Raw genomic sequence first — 19858 nt, 5'->3', positions numbered from 1 at the left:
CGAAGGGACGCTACATGCGCGCCAGCACGGCGCCCCAGGTAAAGCCGCCGCCCACGCCTTCCATCATGACGTTGTCGCCTGCCTTCACGCGGCCATCGCGCACGGCAATGTCGAGTGCGAGGGGAATCGAGGCGGCCGAGGTATTGCCGTGCTGGTCGACCGTGACCACCATTTTTTCCAGTGGCAGGTCGAGCTTTTTGGCCGTGCTTTTCATGATGCGGATATTGGCCTGGTGGGGAATGAGCCAGTCGATGTCCGAGGCCTGCATGCCGGCATGGGCCAGCGCTTCGTGCGCCACCTGTTCCAGGACCGAAACGGCCAGCTTGAACACGGCCGGCCCGTCCATGTACAGGAAGGCACTGCCGGCAATGGCGCCGCCGGCCAGGCTGCCCGGCACCGACAGGATGTTGGCGTGGCGCCCGTCGGCATGCAGCTTGGTGGCCAAGATGCCCGGCGCGCTGGACGCCGACAGCACGATGGCGCCGGCGCCGTCGCCAAACAGCACGCAGGTGGTGCGGTCTTCGAAATTGAGGATGCGCGAAAACACTTCGGCCCCGATCACCAGCACGTGCTTGTGGGCCCCGGCCTTGATGAAGGCGTCGGCCACCGACACGGCGTACACAAAGCCGCTGCACACGGCCTGCACGTCAAAGGCGGCGCTGCTGTTGTGCATGCCCAGCTTTTGCTGGACGATGCAGGCGGTGCTGGGAAAGCTGCCGTAAAAGTCGGGCGTGGAACTGGCGACGATGACCAGGTCGATCTGGTCGGGCTGCAAGCCGGCCATCTCGAGCGCGCGCCGGGCCGCGTTGACCGCCAGGTCGGACGACAGTTCATCTGCGCCCGCGTAGTGGCGCGCCGAGATGCCGCTGCGCGAGACAATCCACTCGTCCGAGGTTTCAATCCCTTTGGCGGCCAGCTGCGCCGTCAGGTCGGCATTGGTCACGCGTTGTTGGGGCAAGTAGCTGCCGGTGCCGATAATTTTGCTATACAAAGTCATTGCTTACCGTCCTACTAAGTGGTTGGGCCTGCCGCTTCCGCTTCAGGCGCGCGCGGCATCAGTTCGGCGATCTTCTCCGAGAGATGCTCCTGCACATTGTATTTCGCTGCATCGAAGGAACGCTTGATTGCCCATCCATAGGAATAGGCATCGGCGCTGCCGTGGCTCTTGAAGACCAGCCCGCGCAGGCCCAGCAGCGTGCCGCCGTTGTAGCGCGAGGGGTTGACCAGGTTGCCAAAATTCTTGAGGGCGCCGCGCGAGATGAGCGCGCCCAGCATGGTGATCGGATTGCGCCGGAATTCCGAGCTGAGGGCGCTCTTGACCATGCGGCCCAGGCCCTCCACGGCCTTGAGCGTGACATTGCCGACAAAACCGTCGCATACGACGATGTCGGTCGTGCCCTTGAAGATGTCATTGCCCTCGATATTGCCAAAGAAATTGAGCACGCCGCGCTCGTGGTCGTCGCGCAGCAGCCTGGCGGTGGCCTTGACCAGGTCGTTGCCCTTGATTTCTTCGTGGCCCACGTTGAGCAGGCCAATGGTGGGACGCTCGATGCCTTCCATGGCCGACACCAGCACCGAGCCCATGATGGCGAACTGGTGCAGGTGATGCGGTTCGCAATCGACATTCGCGCCCAGGTCCAGCATGTAGGTGGGACCGCCCTTCTGGTTGGGCATGGTCATGCAGATGGCGGGACGGTCGACCCCGCTCATGGTCTTGAGCACGTAGCGTGACACGGCCATCAGGGCGCCGGTATTGCCGGCAGAGACGCAGGCCTGGGCCCGGCCTTCCTTGACCAGTTCGACTGCCACGCGCATCGAGGAATCCTTCTTGCGGCGCAGGGCGACTTCGATGGGATCATCCATCTCCACCACCTCGGAAGCGTGCACGACCGACAGACGGGGGTGGTCCTCGGCCTTGCACTTGCGCAATTCCGCGCGCACGCGTTCTTCCTGGCCAACGAGGATCAGTTCGGCCTCGGGCTCGCGCTGGACGAAGGCAAACGCTGCGGGTATGGTGACCGACGGGCCATGGTCGCCGCCCATGCAGTCAATGGAAATTTTAATTGTCATTTGGTGGATTCATACCGCAGGCCCGGGGCCATGCTCACGAGCACAGGCGGCAGGGTGCGCTCTGTCAGCTGGCGACTGCCAGTCAGAGTCTGCTTTATTCGAAATGACGGGCCGCAAGGGTGCTTTGCAGCCGGTAATAAAGAAAAAGCGGCGCGACGTAAAAATTCCCGTAGCCCCGCTTTCATCTTACTCAATGAGAAGACGTCGATTACTCGTCGTTCTTGGTCTTGAGTACTTTACGGCCACGGTAGAAACCGTTCGGGCTGATGTGGTGACGCAGGTGCGTCTCACCCGTGGTTGGCTCGATACCCAGCTGTGGCGCGACCAGGAAGTCGTGCGAGCGGTGCATGCCGCGCTTGGATGGGGACTTCTTATTCTGCTGAACTGCCATGATGACTCCTAATACATAAGTTCTAAAATTCTAACACATTCGACCGGCAAATACATGCGAATCGAGTATCCCAGCGGCAATTTAATTTACCGACATGTTTAACGCTGTCTTACATTTCCTGCTTGATGCCATACTCGACTACAACACGCGTTTGACACGTTTTTTACGTCCTGCTTATTCTGTCTTACTCGGACTTCAAGTCCTTCAAGCCGGCAAAGGGCGATGGCTTCTCGCTCTTGAGCACGTCCAGCAATTTACTGTCGGGGCACACATCGTGCTTGGGCACTTGCGGCAGTGCCAGCAGCGCCTCGTCTTCGATCAGGTCGCGGATATCGCACTGGCGGCTGCCGACGATGACGTCAATGCTCTCGTCGGCAATCACTTCCTCGATTTCGTCGGCATGGGCATCATCCTTGCCGAGCATGAGCACGGTGGACGACTGCATCTCGTAGCTGAACGGCGTCAGGCAGCGCTGGCACATCAGCTGGACGGTGCCGGCAACCGACAGCGTCATTTGCGGATAGCCCTGCTTGCTCGTTGCACCATCCACAGCCCAGCTCACGTGGCCCGACTGGTCGGCACAATCCTTGTTTAACCGGCTCATTTCGGCGACCGGCGTGACACCGTCGCGATGGCCGTTGCTTCGACAAAACTCGAAAGCGTCGATGACAAAAGCGCTCATTGCAGAAATTTTCCCCGGAAAACCTGCGATAATAACAGGCTTGCCGCTGCCAAGTCAAAGACTTAGCGCGGTTTGACCGCACAAGGCCGCAATGATACCAACTAACTCCCCTTCCCGTCTGATTCTTGCATCAAGTTCGGCCTACCGGCGCGAACTGCTGGCGCGCCTGCGCCTGCCGTTCGCGGTCATGCTGCCCGAGCTAGACGAGCGGCCCCTGCCGGCAGAGGCGCCGCAGGCGACCGCCCTGCGCCTGGCCCGCGCCAAGGCCGAGGCGGTGGCCGCCCGCGCCCCCGGCAGCGTGGTGATCGGCTCGGACCAGGTGGCCACGCTCGATGGCGAACAGATCGGCAAACCGGGCAGCCACGCGGCGGCGCTGGCCCAGCTGCAGCGCATGCGCGGGCGGCGCGTCGTGTTCCATACGGCCCTGTGCGTGGTGGACGCGGCCGGAGGTGCCGAGCTGGAGAATGTGCAAACCTTCGTCACCTTCCGCGACCTGCCCGACGCCGAACTCGACGCCTATTTGCGGATCGAGCAACCCTATGATTGCGCCGGCAGCGCCAAGAACGAGGGCCTGGGCATTGCCATTTTGGAACGGATTGACAGCAGCGATCCCACGGCCCTGACCGGCCTGCCCCTGATCGCCCTGACCGGCATGCTGCGCCGCGCCGGTTTTCACTTTTTCAGCAACTGAGCACCATGCCCGGCACCTTATTCTTAATTCCCAACACGCTCGGCACGGTCGAGGCCGGCGCCCTGGCGTCCATCATTCCCGAGCAGGTGCAAGCCCTGACGTCCAGGCTCGACTATTTCGTGGCCGAGAACGCCAAGACGGCGCGTGCCTTCCTCAAATTAATAGCCGTCAATCACCCGCTGGCCAAGCCCTTGCAGGAGATCGCGATCAGCGAACTGAATGTCAATACGCCGCCCGCCGCCCTGGCCGCTTTGCTGGCGCCCTTGCTGGCGGGCCGCGATGCGGGGCTGGTGTCGGAAGCGGGCGTGCCGGCCGTGGCCGATCCCGGCGCCGACCTGGTGCGCCTGGCCCATGCGCATGGCATTACCGTGCGGCCCCTGGTGGGTCCGTCGTCGCTGCTGCTGGCCGTGATGGCAAGTGGCTTGAATGGCCAGAGCTTTGCCTTCAATGGCTACCTGCCCACGGACGCGGCGCAGCGCATCCGCCGCATTGGCGAACTGGAAAAGCGTTCGCGCGCGGAGCGGCAAACCCAGCTCATGATTGAAACGCCCTACCGCAACGGCGCCATGCTCGACGCGCTGGCCGCCGCCTGCCAGGGCACGACGCTGATCTGCGTGGCTACCGACCTGAGCTTGCCGACGGAGTCGATCCGCACCCACACGGCCACCCAGTGGAAGGCGCAGCTAGCGGCAGGCAAGGCGCCGGACTTTCACAAGAAGCCGACCGTGTTCCTGTTGCTGGCCCAGTAAGCGGCACAACACAACCGGCAGGGCCGGCCTGGCGGCTGCATCAAACCACCAGTTGATTGACCCAGCTAAAGGCTTCAAGTTCAATGTCGCGCACTTCCTTGACGGTCAGGCCGAGCGCCTTGAGCGAGCGCGACAGCTGAGGACCGCGCTTGGGGTTTTCCAGCATTTCCACGATGCGCAGCATTTCGCCCAGCATGCCTTCGCGCTCGAGCAGGGCGGCGCGCACGTCCGGCGCCACGGCCACCGCGTCGAGAATGTCGCGCATGGACATGGAAAACAGGGCATCCATCAGCGACATGATGCCCACCGTGAAGCCGGCTTCGGCGCTGCTGCGCCGAGGCGGGGGCAGCTTGCGCGTCATCAGCTCCATCAGCTTGCCGCGCGTGGTGGCCATTTGCAGCAGCGGAGAATTGAGTTCGACATTCGCGCCCGGCGTGGCGTACAAGAGGATTTGCAGCCAGCGCTGCAACTGTTCGCGGCCCAGCACCACCAGCGCTTCGGACAGCGAATCGATATGGCGGCGCGCACCGGCAGCCGGGGTATTGACCAGGCGCAGCAGGTTCAGGCTGATCAGGGGGTCGCGCTTGACCGACATTTCCAGGTCGTGGTCGTCCGCATCGGAATTGATCAGCTGCAGCAAGTTGAGGATGACCAGCTCGGATGGGGCAATGGTCTTGCCGCTCAGGATGGCGGGACGGGCAAAATAATAGCCCTGGAAGTATTCAAAGCCGAGCGCCATGCACATCTCGTACTCTTCCACGGTTTCGACCTTTTCCGCCAGCAGCTTGCGGCCCGGTTCGCGAAACAGCTTGACCAGGGCCGGCAGGCTGTGCGGGTCGATCGCTTGCACGGCCTGGACATCGATCTTGACCACGTCCACCAGGGCCAGCAGCTTGTCAATATCGTCCGACCTGCCGATCACGTCATCGAGCGCAAACTTGAAGCCCAGTTCGCGCAGGGCGACCACGCGCGCGACGACGTCGGGCGTGGCCTTGACCGTTTCCAGGATTTCCAGGATAACCTTGTCGTGCGGCAAAAAGCGTACGAAGTCGCTCATCAGCACGACCTCATCGACATTGATGAAGGCCAGCCGCTCGCCCACCACGCGCTGCATGCCCAGCTGGGAAGCATGCGAAATGACGGCGGCCGTAGCCGCCGCGTGATCGACGACATTGGCTTCGGGCGAATCGGCGCTGCGAAACAGCAGCTCGAACGCCACCAGACGCTGGTTGCGTCCAAGAATTGGCTGGCGAGCAAGAAAAAAGTCGTCAGTGGGCAGTACTACATCGGGGGGAGCTTCGGTCAACATGTCTACATCCATAAGCAATGAAGCGCCCACGCGGCGCTTCATTGCAATAACTATACTACAGCTTGATGACTAAGGGCGGCCTGTACCGCCCTTGACCGGGGGCTTGCCACCGCCCGGGCGGGCACTGCCGCCGCTCCGGGCAGCGGGACCCCGGCCCGGCCCCTTGACGGCGGCGGGCGTCCCGGCCGGTGCCTGGCCCGGCAGGCGCAGGCTGCCCGTGCCTGCGGTCGGGCTGGCGCGGCGGGCATTGCCAACAGGCATGCGCGGCGTGCCGTTGACCGTGCGCGCCGTGGCGTTGCCCGTGACCTGGGTGCCTTTTTCAATCAGGTAGGTGGCGCCGGCATCCTTGCCCAGCACCTGGACCAGGTAGGGCATGACCTGGCGCAGCATCGGTTCGAGCGTGTACGGCGGATTCATGATGAACATGCCGCTGCTGTGCAGGCCAAAGCCGTCGGGCCCGGGGGTGGTGATGGTGAGGGTGACGTTGAGCCACTCCTTGGCCGGCAGGCGCTTGAGCTTGTCGGCAAACTGGCGCGATTCCATACGCTGCAGCACGGGGTACCAGATGGCATACATGCCGCTCGGGAAGCGTCCCAGGGCATCGTCGAGGGCATCGCGGACCTTGCGGTAATCCTGCTTGTCTTCGTACGGCGGGTCAATCAGCACCAGGGCGCGGCGCGACGGCGGCGGCAGCAGGGTTTTCATGCCATGGAAGCCATCGCCGCGCTCGACCAGGATGCGCTTGCCGCGCGTGGTGGCGCGGATGCCCTGCTCGGCCAGGTGCGCCTCGACCTTGCGGAAATTATCGGCCAGGATCTTGCTGTCGGCCGGATGCAGCTCGAACAGGCGCAGCCGGTCCTGCTCGCGCATGGCCTTGTCGGCGCAAAACGGGGAGCCCGGGTAGTAGCGCATCTTGCCCGACGGATTCAGGCCCTTGACCAGGTCCACATACTCGCGCAGGCCGGGCGGCAGGTCGGTCCGTTCCCACAGGGGGCCGATGCCGGTCTCGTACTCGGCATTCTTGGAGGCATAGCCGCCATCGAGCGCGTACACGCCGGCACCGGAATGGGTGTCGATATAGGTGTAGGCCGTGTCCTTCTGATTCATGTATGCGTGCAGCTGGAGCTGGACGAAATGCTTCAGGACGTCGGCGTGATTACCCGCGTGAAAGGCGTGGCGGTAACTTAACATAGGGTATTCCAGTTCGGGGTGAAGGCAGGCGGCAAGCAGCCGCCAAACCTCCATTATCCCCCAGAACCGGCAAGCCGGGCGCATCGCGGCTGTGCTTACGCCTTTTCTTTCAGCAAACGCTGCACCAGGCGGCGTGCTGCGCGGTCGATGCCCTCGCGCGTGTCGAGCGCGCCTTCCACCGGCATGCGCACGGTGGCCACGATATCGCCACTGTGAATGTCCTTCATGGCGCCCAGCAGCTCGGCGCCGCCATCGATAAAGGCCAGCTGCACCTCGAGCACCAGGCGCACCGATTTCTTCAGCGAATCGTACTCGATGTCGCTGCCCTCGCCCGGCTGGGTGGCTGCAAGCTTGCGGTGCAGCACCGCGCCATCCAGGACCTTGAATTGCTCGCGCTTCAATTCCTGCTGCAGGGCCTGCTCGACCAGGGTGGCGAACTGGCTGCGCTGGGCCGACGCCACGGCCGTGTTGTGCTGCACGCCCACGGTCAGCTTGCGCTTTTCCACATCCTTGCCGTACTGGCCACTTTCCTCGATCAGCAACCGCGTCTCGCCGGTCCAGCCTGGCGGCAGCTGGTCCAGGCGCTTGTCGAAATAGACGACCAGTGCCGGACGCTTTTGCCCTGCATACCATTGACGGAAACTGCCGGCAGAAGAAGGCTGCACCAGCATGCCGGCCTCGGCCGCATCCATCGGCACGGCGGCCGGGACAGCGCCGCGTGCGATCGCCTCCGGCGCTGCCATGACCTGGGCCTGTCCTGCGCCCGCGGCCAGCATCAGGCTGGCCAGCACGATTGCCCTCATCAGCGTGCCTCCTTCACTTCAACGTAGTAGTGCGCCACATTGGCCGCGCCCATGGAGGACTCGGTATAGCTGGCCACGCCGTTTGGCTCGAGGAAGATGCGGCTCCAGCCCGACGGCTTCTCGGTCGGCGCAAAACCGCTGTCAAAGTAGCTGGTACGCGCTTCGAGCACCTGCTGATGGTCGGTGCGGTTGCGGATGGTGACGATCACCTGCAGTGTGCCGGTGGCGGTGCGGCGCGCCCCCTGGGCTTCAATGGCGATCTTGCCGTTCTTGCTGTTTTGCAAGACCCGGTCGAGGATGACCACCTGGTCGTACTGCACGCGCGCATTGGCCGCGTTCGGGGCGTTGACGCGCACGCCCATCTGGGCGCCTTCTTGATACGGGGTCTGGCAGCCAGCGAGCAACAGCAGCGCGCAGGCGCCGGAAAGAATGGTTTTCATGGGGTTTCCCTCGTTTGATTAATGTCGTGATTTGATCCACACCAGGCCGTTGCCGTTCTTGTCGCGGAACTGGCGGATGACGACCGTGTCGAGCGCAACCGGATTACCTGCTTCATCCTTGAGCAGGGCTGCGATGTCGCGCGGCGCGGCAGACGCACGCAGCGCCTGGATATGCAGCGACTCCGGCAGGTTGTTCCAGTAGCGCACATCGGCGCGCGGCTTGACGTTGGCCGAAATGACCGATGCAATGGCACCTACCGCCGCCAGCCCGCCCAGCGCCCGTCCGGACGTGCCGCCATAGGCTGCGCGCAGCACATTGCCTTCCGAGGCAATGGTGCCGAGCACGTCGCCCACCTTCGCCGTGGTGGCGGCGAACGCGACCTTGCCATTGATGATGCGGTCGATCGGGCGCCCACCCCGCGTGATGGCCTGGTAGTACAGGTCTTCCATCGGCAGCAGTGCCTGGGGCTGGCCGTCCAGCGTGACCGTGGCGCTGCGCTCGGGTGTGCGCTTGGCGCGGCGGTACACGATTTCGGCGTTGCCGATACCGTCGCCGAGCTTGCGTGGACTGCCGCCCAGCTCCGCCACTATGAGCAGGTTGGCGCCTTCGGGCGGCGCCACAAAGCCGGTGCGCAGGGCGGTGACCTCCTTGTAGGCGTCGGCCGCCTGGGCAGCATCGCCGTTCAACTGGTTGGCCCAGCCTTCGAGCAGCATCAGGCTGGCGAAATCGGCGCGGTTCTGGTCTTCCTCGGCAAAGGCATCCTGCAGCAAGCCGCCACGGAAGGAAGCGCGCGCGTTTTCATAGTCGCCTTCGGCCAGGTACAGCAGGCCGCGGTAATAGAAGGCCATGGCGCGCTCGTAGGGTTCGCCCTTGAAGTCCTTGGCGCCTTCCTCGTACCACAGCGAGCGTGCCCTGGCCGCGCTCTCGGTGTTGGCGTACATGCCTTCGATCTTGTCGAGCGCCGAATCAAACAGGGCAGCGGCCTCGCCATCCTGTTTTTCTGCCAGCGCCGCCACCCCGGCCTGAAGGGTGTACAGCACTGCGTCCTTGGGGACGGCAGATTTGAGGCGGCTGCGTTCGGCCGCGTAATCGGCATGCGCAGCACCACTGGCCATGCAGGCCAGCAGCGCCAGCGCCGCGCAGCGCTTAACGGTACAGGATGTCATCCTGGGCTTCTTTTCTGAACTCATAGATGCCGCTCCAGGGAATGGTCTCGTACTCCAGGTCCACCAGTTCAAACGTGATCTGGTGGTAGCGCGACACCATGCCGGTGCTGCGCTGGTTGGCGTCCATTGAGGCAATGCGGCCACCGAGGCGGAAGTCGCCGCCGGCCACGGCCTTGGTGCTGCGGATGGTGCCGCCGTCACGCTCGCCTGCACGCTTGGCATCGCGCTCGTTGGCAACCATGCTGCCGTAGTGGCGGGCCACGAACACCAGGCGGCCGGCGGCGGCGCGGTTCAGTTCCACGCGCAGGCGGTCGGTGATCAAATTCTTGTTGATGCGCGAGGAACTGTCGTTCGTAAAGTAGGCCGAATCGACAATCACGCGGGCCGGGGTGCTGCGTCCGGCGATCTGGGGATTGGACAGGATGTCGCGCACCATCTTGTCGGTCATCGACACGATATCCTGCGATTCCATCCCCACGCCGGCCATGGTGGACGACACGCTGTTGACGTCCTGGTACACGGTGGCGCGGCCGGCGCTGTTATTGAGCGTGGGCTGGGAAGCGCAGCCTGCAAGCAGGCACACGCAGGCAATGCTGGAGAGTGAATATTTCATGAAGGCTCCGTGATTACTGGCGGGTCGGCGCTTTGGCGATCGCCGGGAAATAGGCGGTCTTGAGCTCAGGGTAGATTTCCTGGGTCAGGGCCAGCGCCTCTGCGTAATCCTTGTGCGCCGAATTGGTGGCGTACATGTAGACCGCCAGATCCTGCACGGTCGCGAACGAAATGTCGGAGTTGGCGCGGATGAATTCTTCACCGCCCACCATTTTCAGGGCCACGGCGCGGCCCGCATACTCACCGACGCTCTGGCCGATCATGCCGCCCACGAAGGGAATCTGGCTGGCCATCTTCTGGCCGACCTGGGCGCCCAGGAAGCCGCCGACTGCCGAACCGGCCTTGGCCGAACGGCCCTTTTCCACCCACGCCGTCACGGTGCCGTCTTCGGTAAATGGCGACAGGTACTTGCCGGTGGTACCGGCGATGGGCTGGGGTGCCAGAATGGTGCTCGGTGCAGCGAATTTGGGGGCCTGAACGGTGGCGCAACCGGCCAAAGCAAGGGCGACGACGAGGACTGGAATACATTTCATGATTAAGGGCTCCCTGGAATGGACTGCAAAGTATGTCTCTGCATTATTTGTAATTACGATAAAGCAACTACTATTTTCGCAACTTGCATGACAAAAAGAAACCCCTAGAAGAAACTTTTATGGATTAAATACAACATTCTTGGTGGAATTAGAGGGGGCCGTCGACCGCCCACAAGACGCTTGTCGGCAGGATGGCTGGGGCTGGGCCCAAAAGAAAAGCCGCAGCGGCGCGAACACCGGTGCGGCTACTAATTGACGCTAGAGCGCGTGCTTACGCCACTTTCTTCTCATCGAAAAATTGCGCGTCTTCCGTCGAGCCGTGCAGGGCCGTGGTGGAACTCTGGTGCTGCTGGATGGTCTGCGTGACGGCATCGAAATAGCCGGTACCCACTTCGCGCTGGTGCTTGACGGCCGTAAAACCCCTGTCGGCGGCGGCAAATTCGGCTTCCTGCAATTCCACGAAGGCCGACATCTGGCGCCTGGCGTAGCCGTGGGCCAGGTTGAACATCCCGTAGTTAAGGGCGTGGAAGCCAGCCAGGGTAATGAACTGAAACTTGTAACCCATGGCGCCCAACTCCTTCTGAAACTTGGCAATGGTGGCGTCGTCCAGGTTCTTCTTCCAGTTAAACGATGGCGAGCAATTGTATGCCAGCATCTTGCCGGGGAATTTGGCATGTACGGCCTCGGCAAACTGCTTGGCAAAAGCCAGGTCGGGCTTGCCCGTTTCGCACCAGACCAGGTCGGCAAAGGGGGCGTACGCCAGGGCCCGCGCAATGGCTTGCTCCAGACCGGGCCGCACCTTGTAGAAGCCTTCCACGGTGCGCTCGCCGGTGCAGAACGGCTGGTCGTTGGCGTCGACGTCGGAGGTGAGCAGGTCGGCCGCTTCGGCGTCGGTGCGGGCGATCACCAGGGTTGGCGTGCCCATCACGTCGGCCGCCAGGCGCGCTGCGGTCAGTTTTTCCACCGCTTCGCGGGTGGGCACCAGCACCTTGCCGCCCATGTGGCCGCACTTCTTCACGGATGCCAGCTGGTCTTCGAAGTGCACGCCGGCGGCGCCCGCATCGATCATCGCCTTCATCAGCTCGTAGGCATTGAGCACGCCGCCAAAGCCGGCTTCGGCATCGGCCACGATGGGGGCAAAAAAGTCGATGTCACCCTTGCCTTCGGACCATTGAATCTGGTCGGCACGCTGGAAGGTGTTGTTGATGCGGCGAACCACGAGCGGCACGGAATTGGCCGGGTACAGCGACTGGTCGGGATACATTTCGCCGGCCACGTTGGCGTCGCCCGCCACCTGCCAGCCCGACAGGTAGATGGCCTTCAGACCGGCCTTGACCTGCTGCATGGCCTGGTTGCCCGTCATGGCGCCCAGGGCGTTGACGAAGGGCTCGTTGTTCAACAGCTGCCACAGCCTGTCCGCCCCCCGCCTGGCCAGCGTATGCTCGATCACAAGCGAACCGCGCAGTTTGACCACATCGGCTGCCGTGTAGTTGCGCACGACGCCTTTCCAGCGGGGATTGGTCTCCCAGTCTTGCTGCAGGGCTGCGATTTGCTGTTCACGAGTTGCCATGGTGTTCTCCTGGTGTCTGGTTGAGGATGCCGTTGTAGAAATCATAGGCCCAATTGCGCAACGCAACAAGACTCTTATATAAGACACATAAGCAAATTATTTGTCTTGCAAATCAATGGCTTATTTTTTCTTTCCCGCGATGCGAAAGGGAGTTTCAGCAAAAGAGATGCCGCGAGATGCCCCGCCCCGGACCCGCTTTCATGATGCGAAACGCCCTTCCCGCCTGATGAAAACCCGCCCGCCTAGGCCAGCTTTTGCTGCGCAATGAGCACCCCATCGGCGTCGGCATACACCCAGTCGCCCGGGCACACGGGCACCCCGCTGATGATCACCCGGGTATTGCGCTCGCCCTCGCCCTTCTTGCTGCTTTTTTGAGGATGGACGCCCAGGGCACGAATGCCGACCTCGCAGGCATCGAGTTCATCGCTGTCGCGCACGCAGCCGTTGACGACGATGCCGGCCCAGCCATTGTTCTGGGCCAGCAATCCCAGCTGGCCCCCAACCAGCGCCCGCCGCATGCTGGCGCCGCCGTCGATCACGAGCACATTGCCATTGCCGGGCGCCTCCAGCGTGGCGCGCACCAGGGCATTGTCTTCAAATACCTTGAGGGTGGTGGCGCGGCCGCAAAAGGTACGGGCCTTGCCAAAATGGCGGAACACGGGCGGCAGCACGGCAAGGCAGCCGTTTTCCAGCAGTTGCGGATGGTCGTCGCACAGATCGGTCGTGGCAAAGGTCATGGTAGTGAGGCCGGTGGTTGAAGATGCGTTGATTCTAGCGGATAGGCCGCCCGCACAGCGGCCGCCACTGGACCAGCGCAGCAGTTGCCTGCCAGCGCGGGGCAGCCCTCCGGGCCGCGAGCGTGCGACAGCGTACTGAATAAACAACACTTTCATGGCATTGTCCGGCCCATGGGCGCGCCGTGCGCCGACAGGAGAATGACCGTGTCAGACAATGTGCTAGAACCCAACCCGCAAGATTACGACCGCATCAACATGCTGGTCGAGGCAGAACTGGTCTACTGGACCCAACAATTCCAGTGCAGCCGGGAACAGCTTGCAGCTGCCATCGAGCAAGTAGGCCCCCGCATCCCCGACCTGCGCACGGTCCTCGGTCCCACCTTGCACCATGAAGCTCCCTGACAATCTGGGGACGGCCCCGTTTTTCATTGTCCTGAACGCCGGCTCGGGCAATGAAGAGGCCGCTGCCCGGCGCAGCACCATCGAGGAGGTGATGAACCGTTCCGGGCGCGCCTTCACCCTGCGCGTGGTGGAAGATCCGGCCCGGCTCGACGCCATTACAGACGAGCTGACCCGGCAAGCCGTGGCCAGCGGCGGCATCCTGGTGGCTGCCGGCGGCGATGGCACCATCAATACCGTGGCCGGCAAGGCCGTGGACGCGGGCTGCCCCTTCGGCGTGCTGCCGCAGGGAACATTCAACTATTTCGGGCGCGCTCACGGGATTCCGGAAGACCTGGAACTGGCAGTGCAGGCGCTGCTCGCATCGCGCCTGCAGCCGGTACAGGTGGGCCTGGTCAACGACCGGATTTTTCTGGTCAACGCCAGCATCGGCCTGTATCCCCAGATCATCGAGGAACGCGAGGCAGACACCAAGCAGTTTGGCCGCAGCCGGGTGGTGGCCCTGCTGTCCATGCTCAAGACTGCCCTCGGGCGCACGCAGTACCTGCGCATTGGCCTGGACGAAGGCGGCAAGACGCGCACCATGCGCACTGCGGTGCTGTTCGTGGGCAACAACAGCTTTCAAATGGAACGGCTGGGCATCGAACCGCTGTCGTCAGCGCTGGAAGACGGCAAGCTGGCCGCCATAGCGCCACGGTCGGTCGGACGGCTCGGCATGATGGGCTTGATGCTGCGCGGCGCCATCGGCAAGCTCGGTGGCGCCCGCAACCTGGTGGCATTCAGTTTTGAAACGCTCACTGTCAAGCAGCGTACGCTGTACGGTACGCGCAAGAAAATCAAGGTCGCCACCGACGGCGAGATCCGCCAGTTAGATACGCCGCTCAGGTTCAGTGTCCTGAAGGACCAGCTCCTGTTGATGAAGCCCGACAGCGTGATGACCGAGGAGCAGGCCGCGGCCTGAGCCAAGCGAGCATCATGAGCACCTGCGCGCCCGGGCGTGCAGACAAAAAAAAATGGGGAGCCTGGTGCTCCCCATGTCGTTTTACGCCTTTTCCAGTTCCACAGCGGCCGTATCGCCAAACACCAGGTGGCCATCCTTCACGCGCACCGGAATCTGGTCCTTGGGACCGAACTGGCCGGACAGGATCAGCTTGGACAGCGGATTTTCGATCTGCTGCTGGATCGCGCGCTTGAGCGGGCGCGCGCCATACACCGGATCGTAGCCCGCTTCGGCGATCTTTTGCAGTGCTTCCGGCGACACGTCGAGCGTCATGTCCATCTTGGCCAGGCGCTGCTCCAGGTGCTTGAGCTGGATCTTGGCGATCGAGCCAATGTTCTTGTCGTCGAGCGCATGGAACACGACGATTTCATCGATGCGGTTGATGAACTCGGGCCGGAAATGCGAGCGCACCTCCGCCATGACGGCCAGCTTGACCACGCCCGGGTCATCGCTGTCCATCGACTGGATCTTGTGCGAGCCAAGATTGGAGGTCATGACGATCACGGTATTCTTGAAGTCCACCGTGCGTCCCTGCCCATCGGTCATGCGGCCGTCATCGAGTACCTGCAGCAGCACGTTGAACACGTCCGGATGCGCCTTCTCGATTTCATCGAGCAGGATCACGCTGTAGGGCTTGCGCCGTACTGCCTCGGTCAGGTAGCCGCCCTCGTCGTAGCCCACATAACCGGGCGGCGCGCCGATCAGCCTTGCCACCGAATGCTTTTCCATGAATTCGCTCATGTCGATGCGGATCATGTGTTCCTCGGTATCGAACAGGAAGTTGGCCAGCGCCTTGCACAGCTCCGTCTTGCCCACGCCGGTCGGCCCCAGGAACATGAAGGAACCATACGGGCGGTTGGGGTCCGACAGGCCGGCGCGCGAACGGCGGATGGCGTCGGCCACGGCCACAATGGCTTCGTCCTGGCCCACCACGCGCTCATGCAGCTTTTCTTCGATGTGCAGCAGCTTGTCACGCTCGCCCTGCATCATGCGCGAAACAGGAATGCCGGTGGCGCGTGAGACCACTTCGGCAATTTCTTCGGCGCCCACCTGGGTGCGCAGCAGCTTCATCTTGGTGTCGCCCTGGCGCGCGGTGTCGGCTTCGGCGCTCTTTAGCTGCGCTTCGAGTTCGGGCAGCTTGCCGTACTGGAGCTCGGACACCTTTTGCCAGTTGCTGCTGCGGGTCGCCTCGTCCATCTGCAGGCGCACCCGTTCGATCTCTTCCTTGATATGGCTGGTCCCCTGCACCATCGCCTTTTCGGCCTTGAGCACTTCCTCGAAGTCGTTGTACTCGCGCTCCAGGCGCGCAATCTCTTCATCGATCAGGTCCAGGCGGCGCAGCGAGGATTCATCCTTTTCCTTCTTGACCGCTTCCTTCTCGATCTTGAGCTGGATGATGCGCCGCTCCAGGCGGTCCATCACCTCCGGCTTGGAGTCGATTTCGATCTTGATCTTGGAGGCCGCTTCATCGATCAGGTCAATCGCCTTGTCGGGCAGGAAGCGGTCGGTGATATAGCGGTGCGACAGCTCGGCCGCGGCGATGATGGCCGGGTCGGTGATTTCCACCTGGTGGTGCAGCTCGTACTTGTCCTGCAGGCCGCGCAGGATGGCGATGGTCGCCTCCACGCTGGGCTCGTCGACCAGGATTTTCTGAAAGCGCCGTTCGAGCGCCGCATCCTTTTCGATATATTTGCGGTATTCGTCCAGCGTGGTCGCGCCCACGCAATGCAGTTCGCCGCGCGCCAGCGCCGGCTTGAGCATGTTGCCGGCATCCATGGCGCCCTCAGCCTTGCCGGCGCCCACCATGGTGTGCATCTCGTCGATGAAGACGATGCTCTGGCCTTCATCCTGGGCCAGCTCCTTGAGCACGGCCTTGAGGCGCTCCTCGAACTCGCCGCGGTACTTGGCGCCGGCCAGCAGGGCCGCCATGTCGAGCGAGAGCACGCGCTTGCCCTTGAGCGAATCGGGCACTTCGCCATTGACGATGCGCTGCGCCAGCCCTTCCACGATGGCGGTCTTGCCCACGCCCGGTTCGCCGATCAGCACGGGATTGTTCTTGGTGCGGCGCTGCAGTACCTGGATGGCGCGCCGGATCTCGTCGTCGCGGCCGATGACGGGATCGAGCTTGCCCATGCGGGCGCGCTCGGTCAGGTCGAGCGTGTATTTTTTGAGCGATTCGCGCTGGCCTTCGGCGTCGGCCGACTGCACCGCCTCGCCGCCGCGCACGGCCTGGATGGCCGACTCCAGCGACTTGCGCGACAAGCCCTGCTCGCGCGCCAGCTTGCCGGCGTCGGACTTGTCTTCGGTCAGGGCCAGCAGCACCATTTCGCTGGACACGAACTGGTCGCCGCGCTTTTGCGCTTCCTTGTCGGCCAGGTTGAGCATGCCCATGAATTCGCGGCTGACCTGGGTCTCGCCGCCATGGCCGGACACCTTGGGCAGGCGCTCAAGCGAGCTTTTGAGCGCACTGGCAAGCCCGCCCACGTTCACGCCCGAGCGCTGCAGCAGCGAGCGCGCGCCGCCATCGTCCTGGTTGAGCAAGGCGGTCAGCAGGTGAACCGGCTCGATGTACTGGTTATCGTTGCCCACCGCCAGGCTTTGCGCATCGGACAGCGCTTCCTGCAGCTTGGTGGTCATTTTGTCTTGACGCATGGTCGTGCTCCCTGATGATGTTTTTGAATTGAAAACAAGATTGGGCCAGCCAAAAGTTTTTCAAGATATATGCATGTCCCACAGCGCGAATTGCGGTGTTACTATCTTCTGAATAATGCAATGAATCAATGCAATGAATCAATGGAACTACCAGTGCAAATACAAAAACGAGGAGACTTCATGCAGCACCTTCCACGCATCCTGACAGTGGCGGCCGTGATCGGCACCCTGTTTGCCGGCCCCGCCGCCCTGGCCGCCGCCCCGCGCGCCGAGAATGCCTACCTGAGCCAGGCCGACGCCATGGCGCGCGCGGCCCGGGTATCGAACGTGGCCTACGACCTGTCGTTCGAGCTGACCGGAAAGGAAACTTTCTCCGCTACCAGCCACATCAGCTTTGACCTCAAGGATACCGATCAGCCGCTCACGATCGACCTCAACAAGGGGACCATCACCGCACTGACCGTCAATGGCAAGCCGGTCACACCACAGTACAACAACTGGTTCATTACCGTCGCGCCAAAGGACCTGGTGGCCGGGCGCAATACGGTGTCGGTCAGCTACACGCGCCTGCACAGCACCAATGGCGAGGGCCTGCACCGCAATGTCGATGCCGCCGATGGCCGGGTCTACACCTACAGCCACTTCGAGCCCGCCGCCGCCAGCCAGATGTTTGCCCTGTTCGACCAGCCCAACATCAAGGCCACCTACGCCACCACGGTGGTAGCGCCGAGCGACTGGACGGTGGTATCGACCACGCGCGAAACGAAGATTGAAGACCTGGGCGCCACCCGGCGCTGGACCTTCCCGGCCAGTAAGCAGCTCAGCTCCTACAATTTTTCCCTGCACGCCGGCCCCTACAAGGTATGGGAAGACGGAAGCGGCAAGTACCCCATGCGCCTGTTCGCCCGCCAGTCGGTGGCCTCGCAGGTCAATCCCGCGGACTGGTTCAGGTACACCAAAAACGGCCTGGTATTTTTTGACCAGTACTTCGGCATTCCCTACCAGTTTGAAAAATACGACCAGCTGATCGTCCCGGACTTCCTGTACGGGGCCATGGAAAACGCCGCCGCCGTCACCTTCGCCGAGCGCGGCTTCGTGCAGAAAGGCGCCACCACCGCGGCCCAGCGCGAGAGCCTGGCCGAAGTCATCCTGCACGAGATGGCCCACCAGTGGTTTGGCGACCTGGTGACCATGGACTGGTGGAACGGCCTGTGGCTCAATGAAAGCTTCGCCTCCTTCATGGCCACCCACGCCCTGCATGAATCGACGGAATTCAAGCACGCCTGGCGCTCGTTCTACATCAACGACAAGCAGGCCGGCTACCACCAGGACCAGAGTCCGGCCACCCATCCGATCGAAGTGCCGGTGCCGTCGAGCGCGAACGCCTTTGACAATATCGATGCCATCACCTATTCCAAGGGGGCGTCCACGCTCAAGCAGCTGCGCCACCTGCTCGGCGACGAGGTGTTCCGCAAGGGCGTGCATAACTACCTGGTCAAGTACCAGTACCAGAACGCGAAGCTGGAAGACTTTATCGGCACGCTGGGCAAGACGGCCGGGCGCGACCTGGGCCCGTGGACCGAGCAGTGGCTGTACCAGGCAGGCGTGAACACCCTCACCGCCAACTACCGCTGCGAAGGCGGCAAGGTGGCCAGCTTCACGCTCGACCAGGGCGTCGCCCGGCCGGGACTGGACACGCTGCGCGAGCAGCGCGTGCAGGTGGCCGCCTTCACCATGCGCGGCAAGAACATGAAGCTGACGCGCAATATACCGGTCATCTACAAGGGCGCCTCCACCGCCGTTCCCGGCATGGTGGGCGCGGCCTGCCCGGACCTGGTGTACCCGAACTACCAGGACTGGGGCTTCGTGAAAGTGCAGCTCGACGGCCGCTCGTTCGCCACCGCCGGCAAGCACCTGGGCACGGTGCGCGACCCGCTGCTGCGCGCCATGCTGTGGCAAAGCCTGTGGGACGGCGTACGCGATGGCAAGTATCCCCTCAACGCCTTCCTGCAGACGGTGATCGACAACGCCGGCAGCGAGCACGATTATGTGCTGCTGGGCGACGTGCTGAACAAGACCTCGGCCGGCGTCAACCTGCTGCGGGCGGCCAACGCCGATCCCGCCTATGTGGCCACCACCCTGGCGTCGCTGCAAACAATGAGCTGGACTGGGGTGCAGGCGAATCGCAGCAAGCCGGACTTTGCGCGCCGCTGGCTGGGCCTGTACGAGCAGGTCGCATCAGACAAGCGGGGGCTGGACAAACTGGCTTCCGTATTGTCAGGCGCCACCGTGATACCGGGCGTGCCGCTGGACCAGGACCTGCGCTGGGACCTGATCCGCACGCTGAACCGCTTCGATCATCCCGGCAGCGCGGCCCTGATTGATGCCGAACTGGCACGCGACAAGTCCGACGCGGGCCAGACCGAAGCCCTGGCCGCGCGCGTGGTGCGGCCCGATGCCGCCGTCAAGGGCGAGTGGCTGGCGGCCATCGACGACACCAGCACCAAGGTGCCGTTCCCGCGCCTGCGCACCGCCATGGGCTACCTGTACATGCCGGAGCAGCAGGCCCTGTCCGAGGCCAGCGCCGCCGCGCGCCTGGCGCGCCTGCCGGCCATCGACAAGGCGGCAGGGCCCGTGTTCATGCGCTCTTATGCACAAACGATGATCCCGCTCGGGTGTTCGGAGCACAGTGTGGCACGGCTGGACAAGGCTATTGCCGAGTATCGCGACCTGTCGGCCTTTACCGCCCGCTCGCTGCGCGAAAAGCGCGAGGACGACATGCGCTGTGTGACCATCAAGAACAGCCTGACGCTGCGTTAAGCGCAACAAGAGGCGCACTGCCACGGCAGCGCGCCTTTTTTT

At 63.1% G+C, this 19858-nt stretch carries 19 protein-coding genes; 5 read left to right on the top strand and 14 right to left on the bottom strand.

The genetic code is table 11. The annotated features are described in order from the left end of the window. Positions 1 to 10: 10 nt before the first annotated feature. The 4 genes from KY495_RS17715 to KY495_RS17700 form a co-directional block, all read right to left on the bottom strand. Complete coding sequence (locus tag KY495_RS17715; RefSeq protein WP_307728196.1) at positions 11 to 997, bottom strand: beta-ketoacyl-ACP synthase III; 987 nt, start codon at positions 995 to 997, stop codon at positions 11 to 13. A gap of 14 nt (positions 998 to 1011) precedes the next feature. Beyond that, positions 1012 to 2070 carry a phosphate acyltransferase PlsX gene (gene plsX, locus KY495_RS17710; protein ID WP_219880683.1) on the bottom strand — a complete coding sequence of 353 codons (1059 nt, stop codon included), beginning with the start codon at positions 2068 to 2070 and terminating at the stop codon, positions 1012 to 1014. A gap of 208 nt (positions 2071 to 2278) precedes the next feature. Beyond that, positions 2279 to 2461, bottom strand: a complete 183-nt coding sequence (rpmF, locus tag KY495_RS17705; protein WP_008449924.1) for a 50S ribosomal protein L32 — start codon at positions 2459 to 2461, stop codon at positions 2279 to 2281. A 184-nt stretch (positions 2462 to 2645) separates the two neighbouring features. Then, entirely contained in the window at positions 2646 to 3143 is a 498-nt protein-coding gene (locus KY495_RS17700; RefSeq protein WP_219880682.1) for a DUF177 domain-containing protein, read from the bottom strand. 91 nt (positions 3144 to 3234) lie between these two features. Here KY495_RS17700 and KY495_RS17695 point away from each other — a divergent pair, with 91 nt between their 5' ends. Beyond that, positions 3235 to 3834, top strand: a complete 600-nt coding sequence (locus KY495_RS17695) for a Maf family nucleotide pyrophosphatase (protein WP_219880681.1) — start codon at positions 3235 to 3237, stop codon at positions 3832 to 3834. 5 nt (positions 3835 to 3839) lie between these two features. Continuing rightward, positions 3840 to 4583, top strand: a complete 744-nt coding sequence (locus tag KY495_RS17690) for an SAM-dependent methyltransferase (RefSeq protein WP_219880680.1) — start codon at positions 3840 to 3842, stop codon at positions 4581 to 4583. A gap of 40 nt (positions 4584 to 4623) precedes the next feature. On the opposite strand, the gene KY495_RS17685 is transcribed toward KY495_RS17690, so the two are convergent. The 9 genes from KY495_RS17685 to rraA all read right to left on the bottom strand — a co-directional run bounded on the left by KY495_RS17685 (position 4624) and on the right by rraA (position 12945). Beyond that, on the bottom strand, positions 4624 to 5892 hold the full coding sequence (locus KY495_RS17685) for an EAL and HDOD domain-containing protein (protein WP_219880679.1): 1269 nt from the start codon (positions 5890 to 5892) through the stop codon (positions 4624 to 4626). Positions 5893 to 5961: 69 nt separating this feature from the next. Beyond that, complete coding sequence (locus KY495_RS17680; protein ID WP_219880678.1) at positions 5962 to 7083, bottom strand: 23S rRNA (adenine(2030)-N(6))-methyltransferase RlmJ; 1122 nt, start codon at positions 7081 to 7083, stop codon at positions 5962 to 5964. Positions 7084 to 7178: 95 nt separating this feature from the next. Further along, positions 7179 to 7886, bottom strand: coding sequence for a hypothetical protein (locus tag KY495_RS17675; RefSeq protein ID WP_219880677.1), 708 nt, complete (start codon positions 7884 to 7886; stop codon positions 7179 to 7181). Beyond that, positions 7886 to 8326: a hypothetical protein gene (locus KY495_RS17670; protein WP_219880676.1), complete on the bottom strand. Its 441-nt coding sequence runs from the start codon at positions 8324 to 8326 to the stop codon at positions 7886 to 7888. The genes KY495_RS17675 and KY495_RS17670 overlap by 1 nt, the downstream gene beginning before the upstream one ends. Before the next feature lie 18 nt (positions 8327 to 8344). Next, a complete protein-coding gene (locus KY495_RS17665; RefSeq protein WP_219880675.1) occupies positions 8345 to 9493 on the bottom strand; it encodes a tol-pal system YbgF family protein in 1149 nt (382 codons plus the stop codon). Beyond that, the gene (locus KY495_RS17660; protein WP_219880674.1) at positions 9474 to 10106 is read right to left on the bottom strand and encodes a penicillin-binding protein activator LpoB; all 633 of its coding nucleotides are present in this window, start codon (positions 10104 to 10106) and stop codon (positions 9474 to 9476) included. Before KY495_RS17660 ends, KY495_RS17665 begins: the two co-directional genes overlap by 20 nt. A 13-nt stretch (positions 10107 to 10119) precedes the next feature. After that, positions 10120 to 10638 carry a hypothetical protein gene (locus KY495_RS17655; RefSeq protein WP_219880673.1) on the bottom strand — a complete coding sequence of 173 codons (519 nt, stop codon included), beginning with the start codon at positions 10636 to 10638 and terminating at the stop codon, positions 10120 to 10122. A 271-nt stretch (positions 10639 to 10909) separates the two neighbouring features. Then, complete coding sequence (gene aceA / locus KY495_RS17650; RefSeq protein WP_219880672.1) at positions 10910 to 12208, bottom strand: isocitrate lyase; 1299 nt, start codon at positions 12206 to 12208, stop codon at positions 10910 to 10912. Positions 12209 to 12450: 242 nt separating this feature from the next. Next, the gene (rraA, locus tag KY495_RS17645) at positions 12451 to 12945 is read right to left on the bottom strand and encodes a ribonuclease E activity regulator RraA (RefSeq protein ID WP_219880671.1); all 495 of its coding nucleotides are present in this window, start codon (positions 12943 to 12945) and stop codon (positions 12451 to 12453) included. A 204-nt stretch (positions 12946 to 13149) separates the two neighbouring features. Here rraA and KY495_RS17640 point away from each other — a divergent pair, with 204 nt between their 5' ends. Together KY495_RS17640 and KY495_RS17635 are read left to right on the top strand one after the other, a co-directional pair. Then, positions 13150 to 13347, top strand: a complete 198-nt coding sequence (locus KY495_RS17640) for a DUF3606 domain-containing protein (protein ID WP_229518347.1) — start codon at positions 13150 to 13152, stop codon at positions 13345 to 13347. After that, positions 13334 to 14305 carry a diacylglycerol kinase family protein gene (locus tag KY495_RS17635; protein ID WP_219880669.1) on the top strand — a complete coding sequence of 324 codons (972 nt, stop codon included), beginning with the start codon at positions 13334 to 13336 and terminating at the stop codon, positions 14303 to 14305. Before KY495_RS17640 ends, KY495_RS17635 begins: the two co-directional genes overlap by 14 nt. Before the next feature lie 81 nt (positions 14306 to 14386). Here the strand turns inward: KY495_RS17635 and clpB are convergent, their stop codons facing one another. Continuing rightward, positions 14387 to 16996: an ATP-dependent chaperone ClpB gene (clpB, locus tag KY495_RS17630; RefSeq protein WP_219880668.1), complete on the bottom strand. Its 2610-nt coding sequence runs from the start codon at positions 16994 to 16996 to the stop codon at positions 14387 to 14389. 180 nt (positions 16997 to 17176) lie between these two features. Here clpB and pepN point away from each other — a divergent pair, with 180 nt between their 5' ends. Next, on the top strand, positions 17177 to 19816 hold the full coding sequence (gene pepN, locus KY495_RS17625; RefSeq protein WP_219880667.1) for an aminopeptidase N: 2640 nt from the start codon (positions 17177 to 17179) through the stop codon (positions 19814 to 19816). The last annotated feature ends 42 nt before the right edge of the window (positions 19817 to 19858 follow it).

The sequence above is a fragment of the Massilia sp. PAMC28688 genome (genome assembly GCF_019443445.1).
Lineage (GTDB): Bacteria > Pseudomonadota > Gammaproteobacteria > Burkholderiales > Burkholderiaceae_D > Telluria_A.
The sequence above is the reverse complement of the archived record's forward strand: the minus strand, read 5'-3'. Positions and strand labels throughout refer to the sequence as shown.

What these genes read in the sequence shown, in the direction of transcription:
- KY495_RS17715 (WP_307728196.1), bottom strand. Translation starts at nt 997, where the DNA reads ATGACTTTGTATAGCAAAATTATCGGCACCGGCAGCTACTTGCCCCAA.
- plsX (WP_219880683.1), bottom strand. Translation starts at nt 2,070, where the DNA reads ATGACAATTAAAATTTCCATTGACTGCATGGGCGGCGACCATGGCCCG.
- rpmF (WP_008449924.1), bottom strand. Translation starts at nt 2,461, where the DNA reads ATGGCAGTTCAGCAGAATAAGAAGTCCCCATCCAAGCGCGGCATGCAC.
- KY495_RS17700 (WP_219880682.1), bottom strand. Translation starts at nt 3,143, where the DNA reads ATGAGCGCTTTTGTCATCGACGCTTTCGAGTTTTGTCGAAGCAACGGC.
- KY495_RS17695 (WP_219880681.1), top strand. Translation starts at nt 3,235, where the DNA reads ATGATACCAACTAACTCCCCTTCCCGTCTGATTCTTGCATCAAGTTCG.
- KY495_RS17690 (WP_219880680.1), top strand. Translation starts at nt 3,840, where the DNA reads ATGCCCGGCACCTTATTCTTAATTCCCAACACGCTCGGCACGGTCGAG.
- KY495_RS17685 (WP_219880679.1), bottom strand. Translation starts at nt 5,892, where the DNA reads ATGTTGACCGAAGCTCCCCCCGATGTAGTACTGCCCACTGACGACTTT.
- KY495_RS17680 (WP_219880678.1), bottom strand. Translation starts at nt 7,083, where the DNA reads ATGTTAAGTTACCGCCACGCCTTTCACGCGGGTAATCACGCCGACGTC.
- KY495_RS17675 (WP_219880677.1), bottom strand. Translation starts at nt 7,886, where the DNA reads ATGAGGGCAATCGTGCTGGCCAGCCTGATGCTGGCCGCGGGCGCAGGA.
- KY495_RS17670 (WP_219880676.1), bottom strand. Translation starts at nt 8,326, where the DNA reads ATGAAAACCATTCTTTCCGGCGCCTGCGCGCTGCTGTTGCTCGCTGGC.
- KY495_RS17665 (WP_219880675.1), bottom strand. Translation starts at nt 9,493, where the DNA reads ATGACATCCTGTACCGTTAAGCGCTGCGCGGCGCTGGCGCTGCTGGCC.
- KY495_RS17660 (WP_219880674.1), bottom strand. Translation starts at nt 10,106, where the DNA reads ATGAAATATTCACTCTCCAGCATTGCCTGCGTGTGCCTGCTTGCAGGC.
- KY495_RS17655 (WP_219880673.1), bottom strand. Translation starts at nt 10,638, where the DNA reads ATGAAATGTATTCCAGTCCTCGTCGTCGCCCTTGCTTTGGCCGGTTGC.
- aceA (WP_219880672.1), bottom strand. Translation starts at nt 12,208, where the DNA reads ATGGCAACTCGTGAACAGCAAATCGCAGCCCTGCAGCAAGACTGGGAG.
- rraA (WP_219880671.1), bottom strand. Translation starts at nt 12,945, where the DNA reads ATGACCTTTGCCACGACCGATCTGTGCGACGACCATCCGCAACTGCTG.
- KY495_RS17635 (WP_219880669.1), top strand. Translation starts at nt 13,334, where the DNA reads ATGAAGCTCCCTGACAATCTGGGGACGGCCCCGTTTTTCATTGTCCTG.
- clpB (WP_219880668.1), bottom strand. Translation starts at nt 16,996, where the DNA reads ATGCGTCAAGACAAAATGACCACCAAGCTGCAGGAAGCGCTGTCCGAT.
- pepN (WP_219880667.1), top strand. Translation starts at nt 17,177, where the DNA reads ATGCAGCACCTTCCACGCATCCTGACAGTGGCGGCCGTGATCGGCACC.